Consider the following 17207-nt stretch of genomic DNA (forward strand, 5'->3'; position numbering starts at 1 on the left):
CTTTATATACTTTTAGAAGTGAGACTAAATTCAAAGCAACTAAAATTAATCTATGTAATAAGATCCTCTATTCATATTTTAAACAATTAATTGCACAGTGTTCGATTGTGTTGTATGGTAAATAAAAATAAAATTATGCAATGACACGAGGTGTGTATGAGTCAATTATCTTTATTAAAAAAGCAATCCTTCCTGCCGTACTTTATTACGCAGGCACTGGGTGCTTTCAATGATAATCTATTCAAAAATTTTCTATTACTCGTGATTGTATTTTCATCACTGTACAACCAAGCTGAAAGTGCCATGCTGGTGAATCTTGCCGCTGGTTTGTTTATTTTTCCTTTCTTTATTTTTTCACCGTTAGGTGGGCAGTTAGCGGATAAATATGAAAAAACACGGTTAATTCAGACGCTAAAATTGATCGAAGTAGGCGTAATGGCATTAGGTGCATGGGCGATACAAATGCAATCGATCCCTTTGCTCTTGGGTCTATTATTTTTGATGGGGGCCCAGTCTGCTTTTTTCGGACCGGTAAAGTTTGCATTGATGCCGCAACACTTAAAACAAAAAGAGTTACTTGCTGGTAATGCATTAGTTGAGATGGGGACGTTTCTTGCGATCCTTGGTGGGACCTTATGTGCTGGCTTTATTTTTCATACTGAAGACCGCGCATTTACAGCCTCTGTTTGCGTTGTTGTACTATCTCTTCTTGGCTTTGTCAGTAGTCTTTTTATTCCAAAAGCATTGCCGAATAACGCTGAATTAGCGATTAATTGGAACCCTATTAAACAGGTTGTAAAAACAATCCGTATTACTAAACAAAACCGCACCGTCTTTTTATCAATTTTAGCCATTAGTTGGTTCTGGTTTGTGGGAGCGACCTATTTAACTCAACTTCCACACTTTGCGAAAACATTTATTAGTGATGATCCTCAATATGTCACAATGCTACTGACTATTTTTTCAGTTGGCATTGCGCTAGGAGCGATTGTTTGTGAGAAGTTATCTGGCGATAAAATTGAATTAGGTATTCTCCCGCTTGGGGCTTTAGGCATGAGTGTGTTTGGCTTTGATCTGTATTTTTCAAGCCAAACTATCATCACCTCAAATTCAATGACTGTGGTTGATTTTACGCTTAACAATTATCGTTTACTGCTTGATTTAATGTTACTTAGTGCTTCAGGAAGTATCTTTGTTGTGCCGTTAAATGCGTTAATTCAGCAACGAAGCGAAAAAGAACACCGTGCTCAAGTGATTGCTGGTAATAATGTTCTTAATGCATTGTTTATGGTTGGCAGTGCGTTATTCTCAATTGTGATGTTAACAGTCGTTCATTTATCAGTTCTCGAGCTGTTTCTTTCTATCGCGTTACTTAATGTGATTGTATCTATTTACGTATTTAGTCAAGTTCAAGAATTTTTAATACGCTTTATCGTGTGGATTATTTCCCGCGTTCTCTATCGAGTGAAATCAACGGGGCTTGATAATATTCCTGAAACGGGACCTGCTGTTTTAGTGTGTAATCATGTTAGCTTTGTTGATGCAATCTTAGTGGGTGCAGCCAGTCGTCGACCTGTTCGTTTTGTCATGGATAAAAATATCGCGAATTTACCTGTGATGAAGTATTTCTTTAAATGGGCGAAAACGATCCCTATTTGTTCACCAAAAGTATCAACTGAAATTTATCAACAAGCTTTTGATCAAATTGATAAAGAGCTTTCATCTGGCGAAATTATTTGTATCTTTCCCGAGGGGAAAATTACACGTACAGGTGAAATAAATGAGTTTAAACGTGGTATTGAACATATAGTAAAACGTAATCCTGTCCCTGTTATTCCGATGGGATTAAAAGGGGTATGGGGTTCTATCTTTAGTCGTAGCGGACGATTTACGATTATGCGCGCGATAAAACGTTTTCGCTCTGAGCTTGAAGTTGTTGCTTCTACACCGATACCGGCAGAACAAATATCAGCTGAAAAATTAGAAAAAGTGGTTTATCAATTAGTGAATAATTAGTATTCGCCAAGCTGGAGTATCTCAGTTTAAGCATTTGTGAGTGAGGACTGGTATTTGAGCTAGCTGAGCGAACGAGGAAAAAACGCTTCTTATCTTCAATGACGTTAGGAGAGTTACGCGCGGTATGAACAATATCTGTGTCCGTAATCTGCCAACGAATCGGTTGTTTAAGATAGCCGTGTTGATGTAATCGTAAGAGTAAAAAGTACGTACACTGCATTTAATCTCCTTATGGAATTTTTCAAGCGTAGTCTATAACTAGAATTGTAAATATAATTTATAACTTTTTGTTATAGGTATGTTTGATGTTTTTAGGAAATAAAAAACAAGAGGGACAAAATGATGAATAAGACAAAAACTTTACTCTTCACCGCTCTCGCTTTGGGGGTATCTCACCAAGTGTTAGCACAAGATCTCACGGTTAAAATGACTGATCTACAAACAGGTAAACCTGTTGGTACGATTGAACTAAGCCAAAATAAATATGGGGTAGTATTTACACCTGAACTGGCAGATTTAACACCAGGAATGCATGGTTTCCATATTCATCAAAATGGTAGCTGTGCTTCATCAGAAAAAGACGGCAAAGTTATTTTAGGTGGTGCAGCAGGTGGGCATTACGATCCGGAGCACACGAATAAACACGGTTTTCCATGGACTGATGATAATCATAAAGGTGATCTGCCAGCACTGTTTGTGAGTGCAAATGGTTTAGCAACTAACCCTGTTTTAGCGCCACGTTTAACGTTGAAAGAACTAAAAGGTCACGCAATTATGATCCATGCGGGTAGCGATAATTACTCTGATACGCCAAAAGCATTAGGTGGCGGCGGTGCACGTGTTGCCTGTGGTGTGATCCAATAAAATAGTGAAAACCAACAGCAAGGTTGTCGCTGTTGGTTTTATTTTAATCAGATTAAGTTTTTTATAGACAGCCAGTCAATTGTAAAATATGTAAAAATGTGAAATTAATGGTGATTTTGAAATATTCCCTTCATAACCTTTAATAAAATGTGGTCTTAATCAAATTTAAAAATCTCACAATAGCGTAATTTCTCGCTCGCATTCGGTCTTTGAGTGTCTATTGCTTATATGGATATGCGAGTATCATGAAACTAAATAAAACAACCCTTGCCGTAATTGTGGCATCTAGCATCGGTATTGGCTGGCTGACGCTAGGGGGAACACAAGTCATCCTTGATAAAACATCTAGCACTGAGTTCTGCCTTTCTTGTCATTCAATGGAAACCCCATACAAAGAGTATTTAGGCTCTGTGCACTTCAGTAACGCGAAAGGCATCCGAGCTGAGTGTTCTGATTGCCATATTCCACAAGAACCAATGGAATATTTATGGACTAAGATCCGCGCGACCAAAGATGTTTATCATGAGTTTGTGACCGGTAAGATTGATACTGACGAGAAGTATGAGCAGCACCGTGCAGCCATGGCGGAAACGGTATGGGAACAGATGCGCGGTAATGATTCTGCGACTTGCCGTAGCTGTCATGATGAAGATGCAATGGAAACTTATGATCAGTCGGAAGATGCACAGAAAATGCACTTGTATGCGGCGGAAAATGATCAAACCTGTATCGATTGTCACAAAGGCGTTGCACACCTTCCACCTGAAGCCAAAATGGATTCAACCGCGCTTGATCACCTGTTAGATGAAGCGCAGACAACCCCAGCAGATGCAAAAGTGGTGTATCCAGTACAAACCATTGCGATGGGGGATTTAGGTTCTATTAACCCAGCGACACCACTGAAAAACCTTAAAGATGAAAATGGTAAGCGCCAAGTTGAGCTCTCGGGCTACCAAATGCAAGGTGCCGAGCAAGTGCTGTACATGGGCGAAGGTCAACGTGCCATTATTGCGACCTTAACCAAAGACGGTGAATCAGCATTAAAAACGGGTGAATTTAAAACCGATGATTATGGTAATCAATGGCGTCCAGTATCGCTTGTGGCGACGATTGAAGCGCCAGTGCTTGATAGCCAACAACCGCTTTGGGATTACGCAGAGCAGCTCGATAACGTGTTCTGTTCAACCTGTCACGCTAAGATCCCTGCAAACCACTTTACCGTAAACGCATGGCCTTCAATAGCGAAAGGCATGGGCGATCGCACGTCTATTTCAGCAGAAGATCTTGAAATATTAACGAAGTTCTTCCAGTACAACGCCAAAGATGTGGTAGGTCACTAAGCATGAATAAGGAAATTACCATGATGTCATTATCACGCCGCCATTTTTTAAAAGGCGCGACGGCTTCGATTGGGGCATTGACGATTGCTAAAGCGATGCCTGTTTGTGCAACGACCACCGAACCACAAGGAAAAGCGGTGTTATCGGCAGCTCACTGGGGCGCAATGCTGATTGAAGTGCAAGATGGCAAGATTGTGTCATCGAAAGGCGCATTGCCAGCAACAGTTGAAAACAGCTTACAAACCACAGCGAAAGATTATGTTCACACCAAAGCTCGTGTGAAATACCCAATGGTACGTAAAGGCTATTTAGACAATCCAACAGCGCCACAAGGTAAACGTGGCAGTGATGAGTTTGTACGTGTGAGCTGGGATCAAGCATTAGATTTGATTCACGCCCAACATATGCGAATTCGCCAAACTTATGGCCCTGAATCCGTCTTTGCTGGGGCTTACGGTTGGCGTTCAAGTGGTGTATTACATAAAGCCCAAACGCTATTGCAACGTTATATGAGTATGGCTGGCGGTTACTCAGGCCATATGGGGGATTACTCAACAGGTGCTGCACAGGTGATCATGCCGCACGTGGTGGGCTCGATTGAAGTGTATGAGCAGCAAACGACTTATCCTGTGGTGTTAGAAACCAGTGATGTGGTGGTGTTTTGGGGTTTGAATCCGCTTAATACCTTAAAGATCGCGTGGAGTGCGACTGATGGTGCGGGGCTTGAGTTTTTCCACCAACTGAAAAAATCAAACAAGACCATTATTGCGATTGATCCTATGCGTTCTGAAACCATTGAGTTCTTCGGTGATCGCGCTGAGTGGATTGCACCGCACCCAAGTACTGATGTGGCTATGATGTTAGGTATCGCTTATGCATTGGTTGATAGCGGTCAGTACGATAAAGCTTTCTTAGATAAATACACCGCAGGATATGACAAGTTTGAAGATTACCTCTTAGGTAAGTCAGATGGTATTGCTAAAACACCGCAATGGGCATCTGATATTTGTGGTGTACCAGCAAAACAGTTAACGATTTTGGCCGATATCTTTAGTAAAAATCGCACTATGCTAATGGCTGGGTGGGGGATTCAGCGTCAGCAATACGGTGAACAACGTCATTGGATGTTGGTGACGTTAGCGGCAATGTTGGGGCAAATTGGTTTACCGGGTGGGGGATTTGGTTTCTCTTACCACTATTCTAATGGTGGTAACCCAACGCGTGATGCTGGTGTATTACCTGCTATATCTGCAGCCATTGATGGTGCCTCTTCTGCGGGGAACGACTGGGCAGTATCAGGGGCTATTAACAGTTTCCCTGTTGCACGTATTGTGGAAGCGTTAGAAAATCCGGGACAAACTTATCAGCATAATGGTCATGAAAAAGTGTTCCCTGAGATCAAAATGATCTGGTGGGCTGGTGGTGCCAACTTTACTCACCACCAAGATACTAACCGTTTAATTGATGCGTGGCAGAAGCCTGAATTAATTGTTATTTCAGAACCGTATTGGACGGCTGCAGCAAAACATGCCGATATTGTTTTGCCTATCACCACCTCGTTTGAGCGTAATGATTTAACCATGACGGGGGATTACAGCAATCAACATCTCGTGCCAATGAAACAAGTGGTTGAGCCACAATTTGAATCACGCAATGATTTTGATGTGTTTGCTGATATGGCTGAGCGTTTAAAAGCGGGCGGTCGCGGTGTGTATAGCGAAAATAAAACAGAGATGGAATGGCTAAATGGCTTCTACAAAGAAGCACAAGCCATTGGTCGTCAAAACCGTGTTGCAATGCCAAATTTCACGTATTTCTGGAAACAAAACCAACTGCTTGAAATGAAGTACAACGCGCAAAACGCCAAGTTTGTTCGTTATCAAGCTTTCCGTGAAAATCCCATTATGAATCCACTCGGTACACCAAGTGGTAAAATTGAGATCTTCTCGAAAATCATTGAAGGTTATAACTATCCCGATTGTCCCCCTCATCCAACATGGCTTGCGCCAACGGAGTGGGTAGGTAATGCGAAAGATGGCGAATTACAGTTAATGACCTCTCATGCTGCGCACCGTCTTCATAGCCAATTAAATTATGCAGAACTTCGTAAAGAATACGCGATTGCTGATCGTGAACCGATCTCAATTCATCCTGAAGATGCAAAACAGCGAGGGATAAAGCAGGGAGACTTAGTGCGTGCTTACAATCAACGTGGTCAAGTACTAGTAGGCGCTTACATTACAGATGGCATTAAGCAAGGCTCAGTCTGTATTCATGAAGGGGCATGGCCTGATTTAGATCCTATAACTGGGATTTGTAAAAATGGTGGCTGCAACGTATTGACGGGAGATATTCCGACTTCACGCTTAGCCAACGGCTGTGCAGGTAACTCTTCTGTTGTGAAGATTGAAAAATACACTGGACCAGTATTGCCACTGACAGCGTTTGATGAGCCCGCGATAGCGTAATAAGCGTTTAAGGCCATAAATATATATAAGCCGTAACTATTATTTACGGCTTTTTTATTTGTTAAAGTTTTTGATGATCGGCCGATATAGTTTAGGTATTCGGTTAATAAAGATCGTTATTTGAACTTATTTGATATAGATCTTGAAATTATCGAAAAAATGTAACTAAATTTAAATTTCAACTATAATCTAAGAAAAGCACTAGGTGTATAGGGATACTGGTTATGTTTAATTTATGGAAAAAGCAACAAATTGATAAGCCTGTATTAGGTACCGCATCTATCGCTAAGCAACGCTTACTTGGTGAACTGCGTACTAATCGCATTCCGTACAATGTTCAAATGATGAAAGATGAGCTATCGAGACTACTATCTCAATGGGCTGATATAAAAGATAATAAAATTGAGATTGTGAAAACAGCTGAGTCGAAATCATTATTGAAGATAAGATGCCGTTGTTCGTAATTTGAGAAACGTTAAATATACCTCTTTTTTGCTTAAGTCTTTACTTAAGCAGAATTTTCACATTATTCGTATTAAGTATTTTTGCTTTTAGCTGTCCTATCTCTTGTACTTCTTATTTTTACAAATATCTTTACTATTTTTTGCCATTCCTAACGATTTTTACATATATTTGTTATCTTCTTCTTAAATATGCCGAATAATTGTTATTGATATATTTAGTTGTTTGTATGATTTATGTAACCGCAAGAAAACGTATGGGATAGTGTAGGTATGCAGGGATGGACGTTTTTCAAAAATAGAACAATAAGCATTAAATCAATTGTTATTTTTCTTTTTATACTAGTTGCACTTATTACTTCATCGATCGCGATTGGTTTACAATATTACCATAGTAAGCAAATGGCGCGAGATCAGGCAAAGGTTAAGTATCAAATGTTAGCCGAGTCTGTCTCTGATGCTGTAACAGATGTTAGTGATGATGCCGTAGCAACGGTAAAGTACCTCTCACACTTAGGCACTATTCTTGATTCGCCATCTAAAGATGTTATTCGTCGTATTTTCACTAATGTTTTAAAAGACAATCCAAGTTTTTATAGTGCCTTTATTGGAACGGATAAAAACTATGCCTATATCATTATTAATTTAGATTCTATGTCTGAAGTAAGACGCAAAAATAATGCATTAAAGCAAGATCGCTGGCTGATTATAGAACGAAGTGCTGATTCAAATGGTATGACACAATATGATTCTTTTTATGATGCCAATTTTAATTTACGAAAAAAAATAAAACGTAAAAATGTTTTTTCACCAACATTACGCTCTTGGTATATAAATGCGACACGTGGTTCAGTTTTCCGTACTGAGCCTTATTTATTTTTACCTGAAGAGGTTACAGGCATAACTTACTCAACAGAAGTGCCTACTGATAAAGGCAAGGTTGTTGTTGGTATCGATTTTACACTGTCGCATTTTAATAAATTATTACAAGAAAATAGTGTTAGCGATGTTAGTCATAATTTCCTTTATTTACCATCAGGAGAGTTAGTAGCAAGTAGTGAGCCTTCTTTTAGACAACAGCCATTACCCAAATCTAAACCTTTAGTACTAACGCCAGAAGAGCAAAAATTAATTAAAAATACCCCTATATTGCGCGTATCAAATAAAGAAAACTGGGCACCAATAGATTTTACTATATCGGGGCGTCCTGCCGGATTGATCCCTGATTTACTTTATATGGTGGGTCAATCTACAGGACTTGAGTTTGATTTTTTTAACGGTGCGGGATCACTAGGATTACAACAGGCATATTCCAGTGGAGGGTTAGATATTCTTACGTCTGTACCTGATATTCCAAGTAATCAGGGATTAGGTATTTTTAGTAAACCTTTATTTAAATCTCCCTTTGCCATAGCGGTTTCAGATAGTAAGCATTACGAAAAGTTACAAGATCTAAATGGCAAACGCTTAGCATTATTAAGCAACTGGCCAATTATCTCAGTGATCAAAGAAAAATACCCTTTAATTGATATTGTGACGTACTCACATGTTGATCAAGCTTTAAGAGCAGTAAAAAAGGGAGAGGTTGATGCTTTCATTGATTTAGAAGCTGTACTTAGCTATGTTTCTGAACAATTTATGATTAATGATCTGACTTATCATACATTAAATATTGAAAACAGCTTTCCGTTATCATTGGTTCTGGCTCCTGAAAAAAAGCCACTTTTAGATATTATTAATCGCGCGATTGAATCATTGACGCCTCAGCAGCAACATTATTTACAGCAGAGATGGTTAAATTCTGATGTGGAAGTGAATCGCACGGGTGTCGTACCTTATGTAGAATTAATCGACTTTGCGGCTGATGAGTCTTACCAGAACCAACTGATAGAAAAGAATAGTAATGACGATGACTATTTTTATTATGTACGCGATGTAAGACGTGGTGGACATGATCAAATATTTTTTGCTTCGATGGTACCTAAAGCATCGGTTTATGCTGCCAGTGAAGAAAGAATTCGTACATCTATTTATACATCAGCACTATTATTACTAGTGTTACTTCCGCTAGCAGGATTTTGCGCAAAACCCATAGTTAAGCCAATTTTACTGCTTCGTAAAGAAAATAAAAAAGTGAAGCTGCGACATTATAGTGATGTCGCTGTGATCCCGACTCGAATCAAAGAATTTCATGATCTTTCGATGTCAATTTACACTACCGCTGAATCTCTTCAAGAGCATGAAAAACGTCAAGATGAATTTGTCGAATCGTTTATTCAGTTAATTGCTCAAGCAATCGATGATAAATCCCCTTATACCGCAGGGCACTGTAATCGCGTGCCTGAAATTGCGTTGATGTTTGCCCGTGAAGTGGAAAAATCAAACCAAGGTCAATTCGCCGATTTCCGTTTTAAAAATGCAGCAGAACGTCGAGAGTTTAAAATTGCAGCGTGGCTACATGACTGCGGTAAGATCACAACGCCTGAGCATATTGTTGATAAAGGAACGAAATTAGAAGCAAACTATAATCGTATTCATGAAATTAGAATGCGTTTTGAAGTGTTATGGCGTGATGCGGAACTTAAGTATTTACAACATATTATTGATAATCCGCATGAACAAGAAATAGCATTGGCGACATTAAAACAGACGCAAACACAGTTACAGGATGACTATAAATTTGTGGCTAACGCCAATGTTGGAGGGGAGTTTATGAGTGATGAGCATATTGCTCGTATACATGAAATCGCCAATAAAACATGGTTACGCCACTTTGATGATCACTTGGGTTTATCGCCATTAGAAGAATTGAGTGTATCAGCAAAATCGGAAACGTTACCTGTTGAAGAACATTTGTTGGTCGATAAGCGAGAACACTGTATCAAGCGTATTAATGAGCTAAATTTTGATCCAGCGTTTGGAATAAAAATGCAGGTACCTGAGCTTCAATACAACCTGGGCGAGATTTATAACCTAACGATTAAACGTGGTACGTTAACAGCAGAAGATCGCTTTAAGATCAATGAACATATGATCAGTACAATTAAGATGTTAGAAAGTCTACCGTTCCCTGATGATCTCGCGCGTGTACCGCGTTACGCCTCAACCCACCATGAAACAATGAAAGGCACAGGATACCCTCGTAAGCTATCTGCAAAAGATCTCAGTACTCCTGAACGTATTTTAGTGATATCTGATATTTTTGAAGCTCTAACAGCGGCAGATCGCCCATATAAGAAGGCAAAACCGTTAAGTGTTGCGATAGATATTTTGCACAAAATGGCATTAGATGAGCATATTGATATGGATCTATTTAAATTGTTTTTATCAAGTGGCGTTTATATGCAATATGCTGAAAAGTTTTTACCTTCTAAGCAAATTGATGAAGTTGATATTGATAAGTATCTTTCTAGTTAGTCATTTTATGTAACATTTTTTTGATGGTTTTTTGAACATTAGCCCGCATTTTTAATGTGGGCTTTGTTTTTGATATTTATTCTCATTAAACAGAGGTGTCTATTTTTTGGCTGATGTAACGCTATTTAATAACAGATAGAGTGTCATAATTTAAAAGTTAGATTTTATATTTGATACATAACGGCAACTTTAAAATAAAAAACAGTGTGGACTTAGTGTTATTAATAATCTTAATAACTTTAACTGTATGATTACTATATCAATACTGGTCATTTTTCTTATTTAACTGAAATATATCGATATATTCATTTTTATATTGTGATTTCATCCATTAAGTCAAGAGAAAAATATATCTTATATTTTTACTCTCGTCTGTGTTTATATACGCGCACCTTTAATACTTATATTGGTCGTAAGACTATAAGCATTGCTGATTTTTAACATGAATCAAAATCTAGATATTCAATGTCAAAAAACTATTCAAAACTATATTGATGACACATCAATATGGGGAAAAGGGTCAAACCGCTTTTGCCTGTCAATGACAAAGGTACAGTGGCGAATTTGGTTATTGGCGACATTTGGAAAGTTTTTCGAAGGAATGATCGTGTTTATGATGGGGCTAACTTTGCCCTTGATCACGCTGCAATTTCATTTAACAGAATTTCAAAAAGGTACCCTGAGCTCTTCAATACTGTTCGGCATATTAATTGGTGCAAGTGCGTTAGGGGGGTTATCTGATCTCTACGGACGAAAGAAAATGTTTATCATTGAGATGGCATTACTTTCTGTTTGTTTAGTCGGTATGGCATGTAGCCAATCTTACTTTACTATCTTACTGTTTAACTTTGGTATCGGATTAGCATTAGGGTGTGATTACCCGACCGCGCATTTAATGATCTCGGAAAGTATTCCGACTAAAAATCGCGGTAAGTTGGTACTTGGTGCTTTTGCTTTTCAGTCGATTGGTGTTTTGGTAGGGATCCTCACAGGCATTATCGTACTGACTTATGCTGAAGATATTAATGCATGGCGCTTAATGTACATATTGGCATTGGTTCCGTCATTGGCAATAACGGTTGCACGTTTCTTTATTCCTGAAAGTGCACACTGGCTACTGTCGAAAAAACGTGAGAAAGAGGCTGAAAAATCACTGAAACAATTATTAAATCGTGATCCTCAATCTGATATGACATTGACGGTTGTGCCATGCCCTGAAGGTGAAGAGCACCATTCATGGTTAGGCGGTTACAAGAAATTATTTAAGCAAAAGTACCGTGCAAAAACGATTTTGGCTTCTGCTCCTTGGTTTATCCAAGATTTAGGCACATATGGTATTGGTATTTTTACTCCTGTTATTTTAGCGTCGGTGCTTGACCCACATGTCGTTGTTACGGGAGATGTGCTTCATAGTACGATAGCAAGCATTGTATATTCAGCGAAAGGTACGGCATTGATTGACTCCTTGCTTATTATTGGGGTGATCTGCGCAATTATTTATTCTGAATCGATTGGTCGTATGAAGTTGCAAATTTATGGCTTTATTGGCTGTGCGGTCGGTTTGGCTTTAGCTGCTGTGTCGATAAAGCTAAGTAATGATTATCAAATATATCTGCTGTTTTTAGGCTTTATGTTGTTCAATTTTATGAATAATCTTGGCCCTAATGCACAGACTTATTTAATTTCAGGCGAAGTATTTCCGGTTAAAATTCGTGCTAAAGGCGCTGGTTTTGCTGCATCAATTGCAAAGTTGGGTGCGATTTTAGCTGCGTTCTTATTCCCTATCTTAATGCATGAAATAGGGGTGTTTAATTTATTACTTTGTCTTGTTGCTACATCACTATTTGGTGCATGGGTAACATATAAATATAGATTTGAAACATCAGGAAAAAATATCGAAAATATTTAGATTGATTACTAAAACTGGATAATCATTAAAAATAGATATTGAAAAAGAGCGTAAGAATATTTCTTACGCTCTTTTTTTTATTTACGAATACTGTATTTTTAGCTTTAAATATAAACAAAGTTTATGTTTTCTTTATATTTTTCTTCGTAAATATTCCCCTTTATTTCCCTTCGCCTTGTTAACCTGTGTGCCTCTATTTCGTCATAAGGTACAGTGTTTCCCCAATATGGGATGTACATGATAGTCAACGATACAAAAGTAAAAACAGTCTTTATGGGGACTGACGTGCCTATCTATTGGGGCTGTGTATGGTGATATTGGTACCAGTTCACTGTATACCTTTAAAGGTATGTTTGAAGGTGAACACTCAATAGCCATTAACCAAGCAAATGTTTTTCTTTCATTAGTCTTTTGGACCTTAGTGATAACGGTATGTATAAAATGTTTAGCGTTAGTCACACGCGCTTCGAATAAAGGTGAAGGTGGTGTTTTAACATTAACCTCTCTAGCGCATAACGTAGCGCCACCGCATTTTAAAAAAGGTTTTAGGTCTGTTGGCGGCTGGTTTCTTTTTTGGTGAAGTCTTATTACTCCGGCGATGTCAATACCGTTTTGGTGATGTATTACTTGATATGGCAATGCAAACAGTAATGTATAACGGTGAGAGTATTAAGCTCACGCCTAAAGAATATAAAATACTAATATTACTGGCAAAAAATATGGGTAAGGTTTTGACTCATAAGCAAATATTAAAAGAAGTATGGGGCGGTAATTATACTGAACATGCCCATTATGTTCGTATTCATATCGCTCAACTGCGTCATAAAATAGAAAAATCACCGGCTCAGCCTCAATATATCATCACTGAAAATGGGGTGGGGTATCGCTTGATCAATGGAGAGATAGTTGATAATTAAATGGGGTCGATTTTGCTGAATATCGTTCTTTATAAAAACTTTATATGACGTAATGTATTTATTACATAAACCTTAGATCAAACTTTATACCATGGGATAAAGCGTTGAAGATAAGGTGGATATATGTTTTTTTATATTGAAATGACAGCAGCAGTGGTCTTTTTTATAGCTATGCTAACTCGTACTTGTTTTTTAAAATCAACGTGGCAGCAACTGACGACTGTTGCGCTACAAGTTATTTCTGTGTGGTGTCTGATCCATCTATTTTTAACCCATGTTTATCCTGAATTTTTGTTTGCGAAAAATGTGATTAGTGTGTGCTTTTCTATGGTATTTATCCTTTCAGGGTTAAAAGAACACTATGAATCAGATGCTTACCTAATCACCAACCCGACACCACGACGAAATAATAGGAACCAACATCATGGGTGAAATCAGTATTGGCAAACTACTTATTGTTGCTGTTATTTTCGTATTGTTATTTGGTACAAAAAAATTGAAAAACTTAGGCAGAGATTTAGGTTATGCATTAAAAGGTTTTCAAAATGCGGTTAAAGATGAGCCCGCTAAAGAGAAAACTGCTGATAAAAACGTGGTTGATGAAACGACTCGTTAGTATTTTTACGATGTAAGTGCATAGTGTCAATTGCTTGAAAAACTCAATATTATTTTGTCTCTCTGTTTAAATTTTATTAATTCGTTATGGTAACAGCAGAATTTTTGAATCGGTATTTATCATGAAACGTGGATTGATAATTGATAATAATCTTACAGTGAATAAAGCAGCGATCTTGCGTGTTGAATTTGATAGTTCATTTATTATGTTGTTCTTCGCAGATCAAACGGTTATTAATATTTGTCTAAAGCAAGATGAGCTACATTTTTCATCAGACCAAGCTTATTATCTCGCTGAAGCTGAGTTTGAGCGTGTTCAAACTGAAATTCAGGCGTATTTTAATAGTGAGTTATAGAAAATAGCGACGAGCTTTTAGTATGCGTTTAAACAGCAAATTGCACTAATTCTTATGAGCTGATGTGTAATTCTTCGCGCTATCGTTTGAATGTATAAAAGTTACGCATATGGTTTATACGGCACTTTACAATGTAAAATGTGATCGCTATCATACGCCGCACTTACGGAGAGATGGCTGAGTGGTTGAAAGCACCGGTCTTGAAAACCGGCATACGTTTATAGCGTATCTAGGGTTCAAATCCCTATCTCTCCGCCATATTTAGTTGTTAAGCTTAGGCTTGATGATAAAGCGAAATTTTAGTGCCGACTTAGCTCAGTAGGTAGAGCAACTGACTTGTAATCAGTAGGTCACCAGTTCGACTCCGGTAGTCGGCACCATTAAATTTCGGTGGGGTTCCCGAGTGGCCAAAGGGAGCAGATTGTAAATCTGCCGGCACTGCCTTCGAAGGTTCGAATCCTTCCCCCACCACCATGACAATTCCTCCTTAGTTCAGTCGGTAGAACGGCGGACTGTTAATCCGTATGTCGCTGGTTCAAGTCCAGCAGGAGGAGCCAAATAAAAAAGCCCGCAATTGGTTGCGGGCTTTTTTATTTCTGCAATTTTAAACAAATCTATAAAAAATAAGATTATGCAATCACTCCAATTCCTGGGAGCAATTTTGCTGGGGGAATTGTACGGTTGGTTCTTCCTGAACAAATCCTTTCAACAACCTACTGAAGCTGTGCCATCCATAGATATGTGGCTACCATCCCTATATCAGCCTACTGAGGTTGTCCCCTCCATGGGGAATTCCGTTGTCTTCAACCGTATAAAGATAATATCAATTGCGAGTGATATTGCAGCAGAATGAAAGCAAAATTTTGAGAGCGCACAATATCTTTATCACGCTTTTATATGCAATGAGTTGTTTTTGTCTTATTTCTATTTCATTTCACATCTGAAAATATTAAATGTGATTTAAATCATGTAGTTATATTTATGTTGCAATCTGTTCTATCGGTAATTAGTTGTGTTTTTAATGATGAGTTTTAAGCATTATTGTTGGTAATGTGAGCGAAAATACCTCAAAGGTTGAGAAATTGTTTGTTTTTGTTGCTGTGTTGTTTTTGCTATTTTATTTTTATTAAATATGATTCATTCAGGAATGTGTTGTTTTAATTATAAATCTTATAGAGAGAGAGGTTGCATGCACGACTTAATAACAGTCGCTATTACTGTATTCATGGGTTTTTTCGCGATGATGAATCCCTTTGCGAATACGGCAGTATTTGTGGGAATGACAGGTGGAATGCCAGCAAAACAAACAAGAGCAATTGCCGTTAAGGCTCTGGTTACGGCTTTTTGTATTATCACAACGTTCTGTTTTTTAGGAAAAGGGATCTTTAGTGTATTTGGTATTACGTTACCTGCATTACGTTTAGCGGGGGGAGTTTTAGTCTTTCTTGTTGGTTATCACATGCTGCAAGGTAATACATCAAGTATGCATGAAACAAAGGAAGAAGAAACATCTGGTAGTGGGGCTGATATTGCGATTTCTCCATTGGCTCTACCGTTACTTGCAGGCCCTGGTACGATTGCGACAGCTATGAACTACTCTGCAGCAGGGGGGATGTTTCATATTCTTGTGACGGTTTCTGCCTTTGCTTTACTGTGTGTTATCACGTTTTTTTGCTTTATTTATGGCCCTAAACTGATAGAAAAAATTGGTCAAAGTGGGATCAGTATTATTACGCGCTTAATGGGATTAATTTTAGCCGTGATTGGGATGCAGATGGGGATCCAAGGGGTTCACGATGCAATCGTGTTATTCTCTAGCGCTAAGTAAGATTCAGTTATATTTATAAATGAATGTGATGATTTATTAGACTAAGCCCATACATAGATTTTATATGTATGGGCTTAGTTTTATTAGACGAGGTATTGACCTTCCCTTTACTGGAACCTTTATGCTCATGACTCTTATTATTTTATGAATAGACAATGTATGAGTTGTTGTAACAAAGCCCCTAAAGGTGGCGCTTCTTTAGGTTTATTACTGAAATTTATTGGCGTTATTTTTTTATTGTTACTGGTGGTTGCGTGTTTCAGTCACTAGCATGATAGAACCGTTTATTTATTGTGTCTGTTGTTATGGGCGTGAGCATAAATAGAGCCCCCTTCTTTAAGTAGGTCTACGATTTCTGGCGTGATCTCTCGTGATATCGCCGGACATCCCCAACTGCGGCCTAGCATCCCAATAGCATGAATAACATTTGGCTCAGCGTAGCTTGCACCGTGTAATACAATTGCACGTTTTCGCGCATTTGAATTACTAGGGCTCATGCCATCTAATCGTAAAGAAATACCGTATTTACCATAATAAGCTTCACCAACACGGTAAGTACCTAAGCTGGTTTGCCTACTGTTCACCGTGTTGGAAAATTGGGTAGCATACAGTTTGCCGCTGTTTATACCGTGAGTGACAAAAGTTCGATGGAGTAGGGCTCTTTTCTCGATATCTATGATTAAAAATCTTTTAGAGTCAGAAGGTTGAGAGTAATCAATAATCGACATTATAGGTTTGTTGGCAACCCGTAAATGCTCACGATAAGCATTGAGAAATATATCAAACTCAACGTAATTTTGGAGCTGAGCATGGTCGTAAACCTTCCAAGCGTGTGTTGCTCTCATTGCGTTAGCGTAAGGACTACTAAAAAGTAAAGATGCGATAATGAGATATTTGAGTTTTAGACGGAAAAAAAGTGAAAACATCATAACCCCCTCCCATATTGAACGTGCTTATTAGATCGGTGATGGTATATAGAAGAGATGTATGAATATTCTGTGCCAATTATCTAAAAG

General features: G+C 38.4%; 13 protein-coding genes, 4 tRNA genes and 1 pseudogene. 17 read left to right on the forward strand and 1 reads right to left on the reverse strand.

The window, feature by feature from the left end; translation table 11 throughout:
- The first annotated feature begins 156 nt into the window (after window positions 1-156).
- The 17 genes and pseudogenes from C9J45_RS15085 (at window position 157) to C9J45_RS15170 (ending at window position 16191) form a co-directional block, all read left to right on the forward strand.
- Entirely contained in the window at window positions 157-2016 is a 1860-nt protein-coding gene (locus C9J45_RS15085; protein ID WP_107292723.1) for an MFS transporter, read from the forward strand.
- A 342-nt stretch (window positions 2017-2358) separates the two neighbouring features.
- Complete coding sequence (sodC, locus tag C9J45_RS15090) at window positions 2359-2880, forward strand: superoxide dismutase family protein (protein ID WP_107207118.1); 522 nt, start codon at window positions 2359-2361, stop codon at window positions 2878-2880.
- A gap of 245 nt (window positions 2881-3125) precedes the next feature.
- Complete coding sequence (locus C9J45_RS15095) at window positions 3126-4220, forward strand: NapC/NirT family cytochrome c (RefSeq protein ID WP_107207084.1); 1095 nt, start codon at window positions 3126-3128, stop codon at window positions 4218-4220.
- A gap of 20 nt (window positions 4221-4240) precedes the next feature.
- Window positions 4241-6688 carry a molybdopterin guanine dinucleotide-containing S/N-oxide reductase gene (locus C9J45_RS15100; protein WP_107292724.1) on the forward strand — a complete coding sequence of 816 codons (2448 nt, stop codon included), beginning with the start codon at window positions 4241-4243 and terminating at the stop codon, window positions 6686-6688.
- Window positions 6689-6912: 224 nt separating this feature from the next.
- Window positions 6913-7152 carry a hypothetical protein gene (locus C9J45_RS15105; protein WP_107207082.1) on the forward strand — a complete coding sequence of 80 codons (240 nt, stop codon included), beginning with the start codon at window positions 6913-6915 and terminating at the stop codon, window positions 7150-7152.
- 432 nt (window positions 7153-7584) lie between these two features.
- Window positions 7585-10566: an HD domain-containing phosphohydrolase gene (locus C9J45_RS15110; protein ID WP_233217790.1), complete on the forward strand. Its 2982-nt coding sequence runs from the start codon at window positions 7585-7587 to the stop codon at window positions 10564-10566.
- Window positions 10567-11107: 541 nt separating this feature from the next.
- Window positions 11108-12475 (forward strand): MFS transporter, encoded by a 1368-nt coding sequence (locus C9J45_RS15115; protein WP_233217717.1) that lies wholly within the window; start codon window positions 11108-11110, stop codon window positions 12473-12475.
- A gap of 304 nt (window positions 12476-12779) precedes the next feature.
- Window positions 12780-13055, forward strand: coding sequence for a KUP/HAK/KT family potassium transporter (locus C9J45_RS15120; protein WP_233217718.1), 276 nt, complete (start codon window positions 12780-12782; stop codon window positions 13053-13055).
- A 10-nt stretch (window positions 13056-13065) separates the two neighbouring features.
- Window positions 13066-13392: pseudogene (locus C9J45_RS15125) on the forward strand (winged helix-turn-helix domain-containing protein); the annotation flags it as partial.
- Between the two features lie 123 nt (window positions 13393-13515).
- Window positions 13516-13824, forward strand: a complete 309-nt coding sequence (locus tag C9J45_RS15130) for a hypothetical protein (protein WP_233217796.1) — start codon at window positions 13516-13518, stop codon at window positions 13822-13824.
- Window positions 13817-14008, forward strand: a complete 192-nt coding sequence (locus C9J45_RS15135; protein ID WP_107207079.1) for a Sec-independent protein translocase subunit TatA — start codon at window positions 13817-13819, stop codon at window positions 14006-14008. Before C9J45_RS15130 ends, C9J45_RS15135 begins: the two co-directional genes overlap by 8 nt.
- Before the next feature lie 121 nt (window positions 14009-14129).
- The gene (locus tag C9J45_RS15140; protein ID WP_107207078.1) at window positions 14130-14363 is read left to right on the forward strand and encodes a hypothetical protein; all 234 of its coding nucleotides are present in this window, start codon (window positions 14130-14132) and stop codon (window positions 14361-14363) included.
- Window positions 14364-14530: 167 nt separating this feature from the next.
- A tRNA-Ser gene (locus C9J45_RS15145) sits at window positions 14531-14621 on the forward strand.
- 46 nt (window positions 14622-14667) lie between these two features.
- Window positions 14668-14743, forward strand: a tRNA-Thr gene (locus tag C9J45_RS15150).
- A 9-nt stretch (window positions 14744-14752) separates the two neighbouring features.
- Window positions 14753-14837 (forward strand) — tRNA-Tyr (locus tag C9J45_RS15155).
- Window positions 14838-14844: 7 nt separating this feature from the next.
- Window positions 14845-14920: transfer RNA gene (locus C9J45_RS15160), tRNA-Asn, on the forward strand.
- A gap of 632 nt (window positions 14921-15552) precedes the next feature.
- The gene (locus tag C9J45_RS15170; RefSeq protein ID WP_107207076.1) at window positions 15553-16191 is read left to right on the forward strand and encodes a MarC family protein; all 639 of its coding nucleotides are present in this window, start codon (window positions 15553-15555) and stop codon (window positions 16189-16191) included.
- Between the two features lie 284 nt (window positions 16192-16475).
- Here C9J45_RS15170 and C9J45_RS15175 read toward each other — a convergent pair whose 3' ends face one another.
- Window positions 16476-17120, reverse strand: coding sequence for a murein L,D-transpeptidase catalytic domain family protein (locus tag C9J45_RS15175; RefSeq protein ID WP_107207075.1), 645 nt, complete (start codon window positions 17118-17120; stop codon window positions 16476-16478).
- Between the last annotated feature and the right edge of the window lie 87 nt (window positions 17121-17207).

Source organism: Photobacterium sp. GB-1, from assembly GCF_003026165.1.
In the GTDB taxonomy this organism is placed as follows: domain Bacteria; phylum Pseudomonadota; class Gammaproteobacteria; order Enterobacterales; family Vibrionaceae; genus Photobacterium.

Excerpts from the sequence above, each read along its gene's own strand:
- C9J45_RS15085 (WP_107292723.1), top strand. The coding sequence starts at position 157 with ATGAGTCAATTATCTTTATTAAAAAAGCAATCCTTCCTGCCGTACTTT.
- sodC (WP_107207118.1), top strand. The coding sequence starts at position 2,359 with ATGAATAAGACAAAAACTTTACTCTTCACCGCTCTCGCTTTGGGGGTA.
- C9J45_RS15095 (WP_107207084.1), top strand. The coding sequence starts at position 3,126 with ATGAAACTAAATAAAACAACCCTTGCCGTAATTGTGGCATCTAGCATC.
- C9J45_RS15100 (WP_107292724.1), top strand. The coding sequence starts at position 4,241 with ATGATGTCATTATCACGCCGCCATTTTTTAAAAGGCGCGACGGCTTCG.
- C9J45_RS15105 (WP_107207082.1), top strand. The coding sequence starts at position 6,913 with ATGTTTAATTTATGGAAAAAGCAACAAATTGATAAGCCTGTATTAGGT.
- C9J45_RS15110 (WP_233217790.1), top strand. The coding sequence starts at position 7,585 with ATGTTAGCCGAGTCTGTCTCTGATGCTGTAACAGATGTTAGTGATGAT.
- C9J45_RS15115 (WP_233217717.1), top strand. The coding sequence starts at position 11,108 with ATGACAAAGGTACAGTGGCGAATTTGGTTATTGGCGACATTTGGAAAG.
- C9J45_RS15130 (WP_233217796.1), top strand. The coding sequence starts at position 13,516 with ATGTTTTTTTATATTGAAATGACAGCAGCAGTGGTCTTTTTTATAGCT.
- C9J45_RS15135 (WP_107207079.1), top strand. The coding sequence starts at position 13,817 with ATGGGTGAAATCAGTATTGGCAAACTACTTATTGTTGCTGTTATTTTC.
- C9J45_RS15140 (WP_107207078.1), top strand. The coding sequence starts at position 14,130 with ATGAAACGTGGATTGATAATTGATAATAATCTTACAGTGAATAAAGCA.
- C9J45_RS15170 (WP_107207076.1), top strand. The coding sequence starts at position 15,553 with ATGCACGACTTAATAACAGTCGCTATTACTGTATTCATGGGTTTTTTC.
- C9J45_RS15175 (WP_107207075.1), bottom strand. The coding sequence starts at position 17,120 with ATGATGTTTTCACTTTTTTTCCGTCTAAAACTCAAATATCTCATTATC.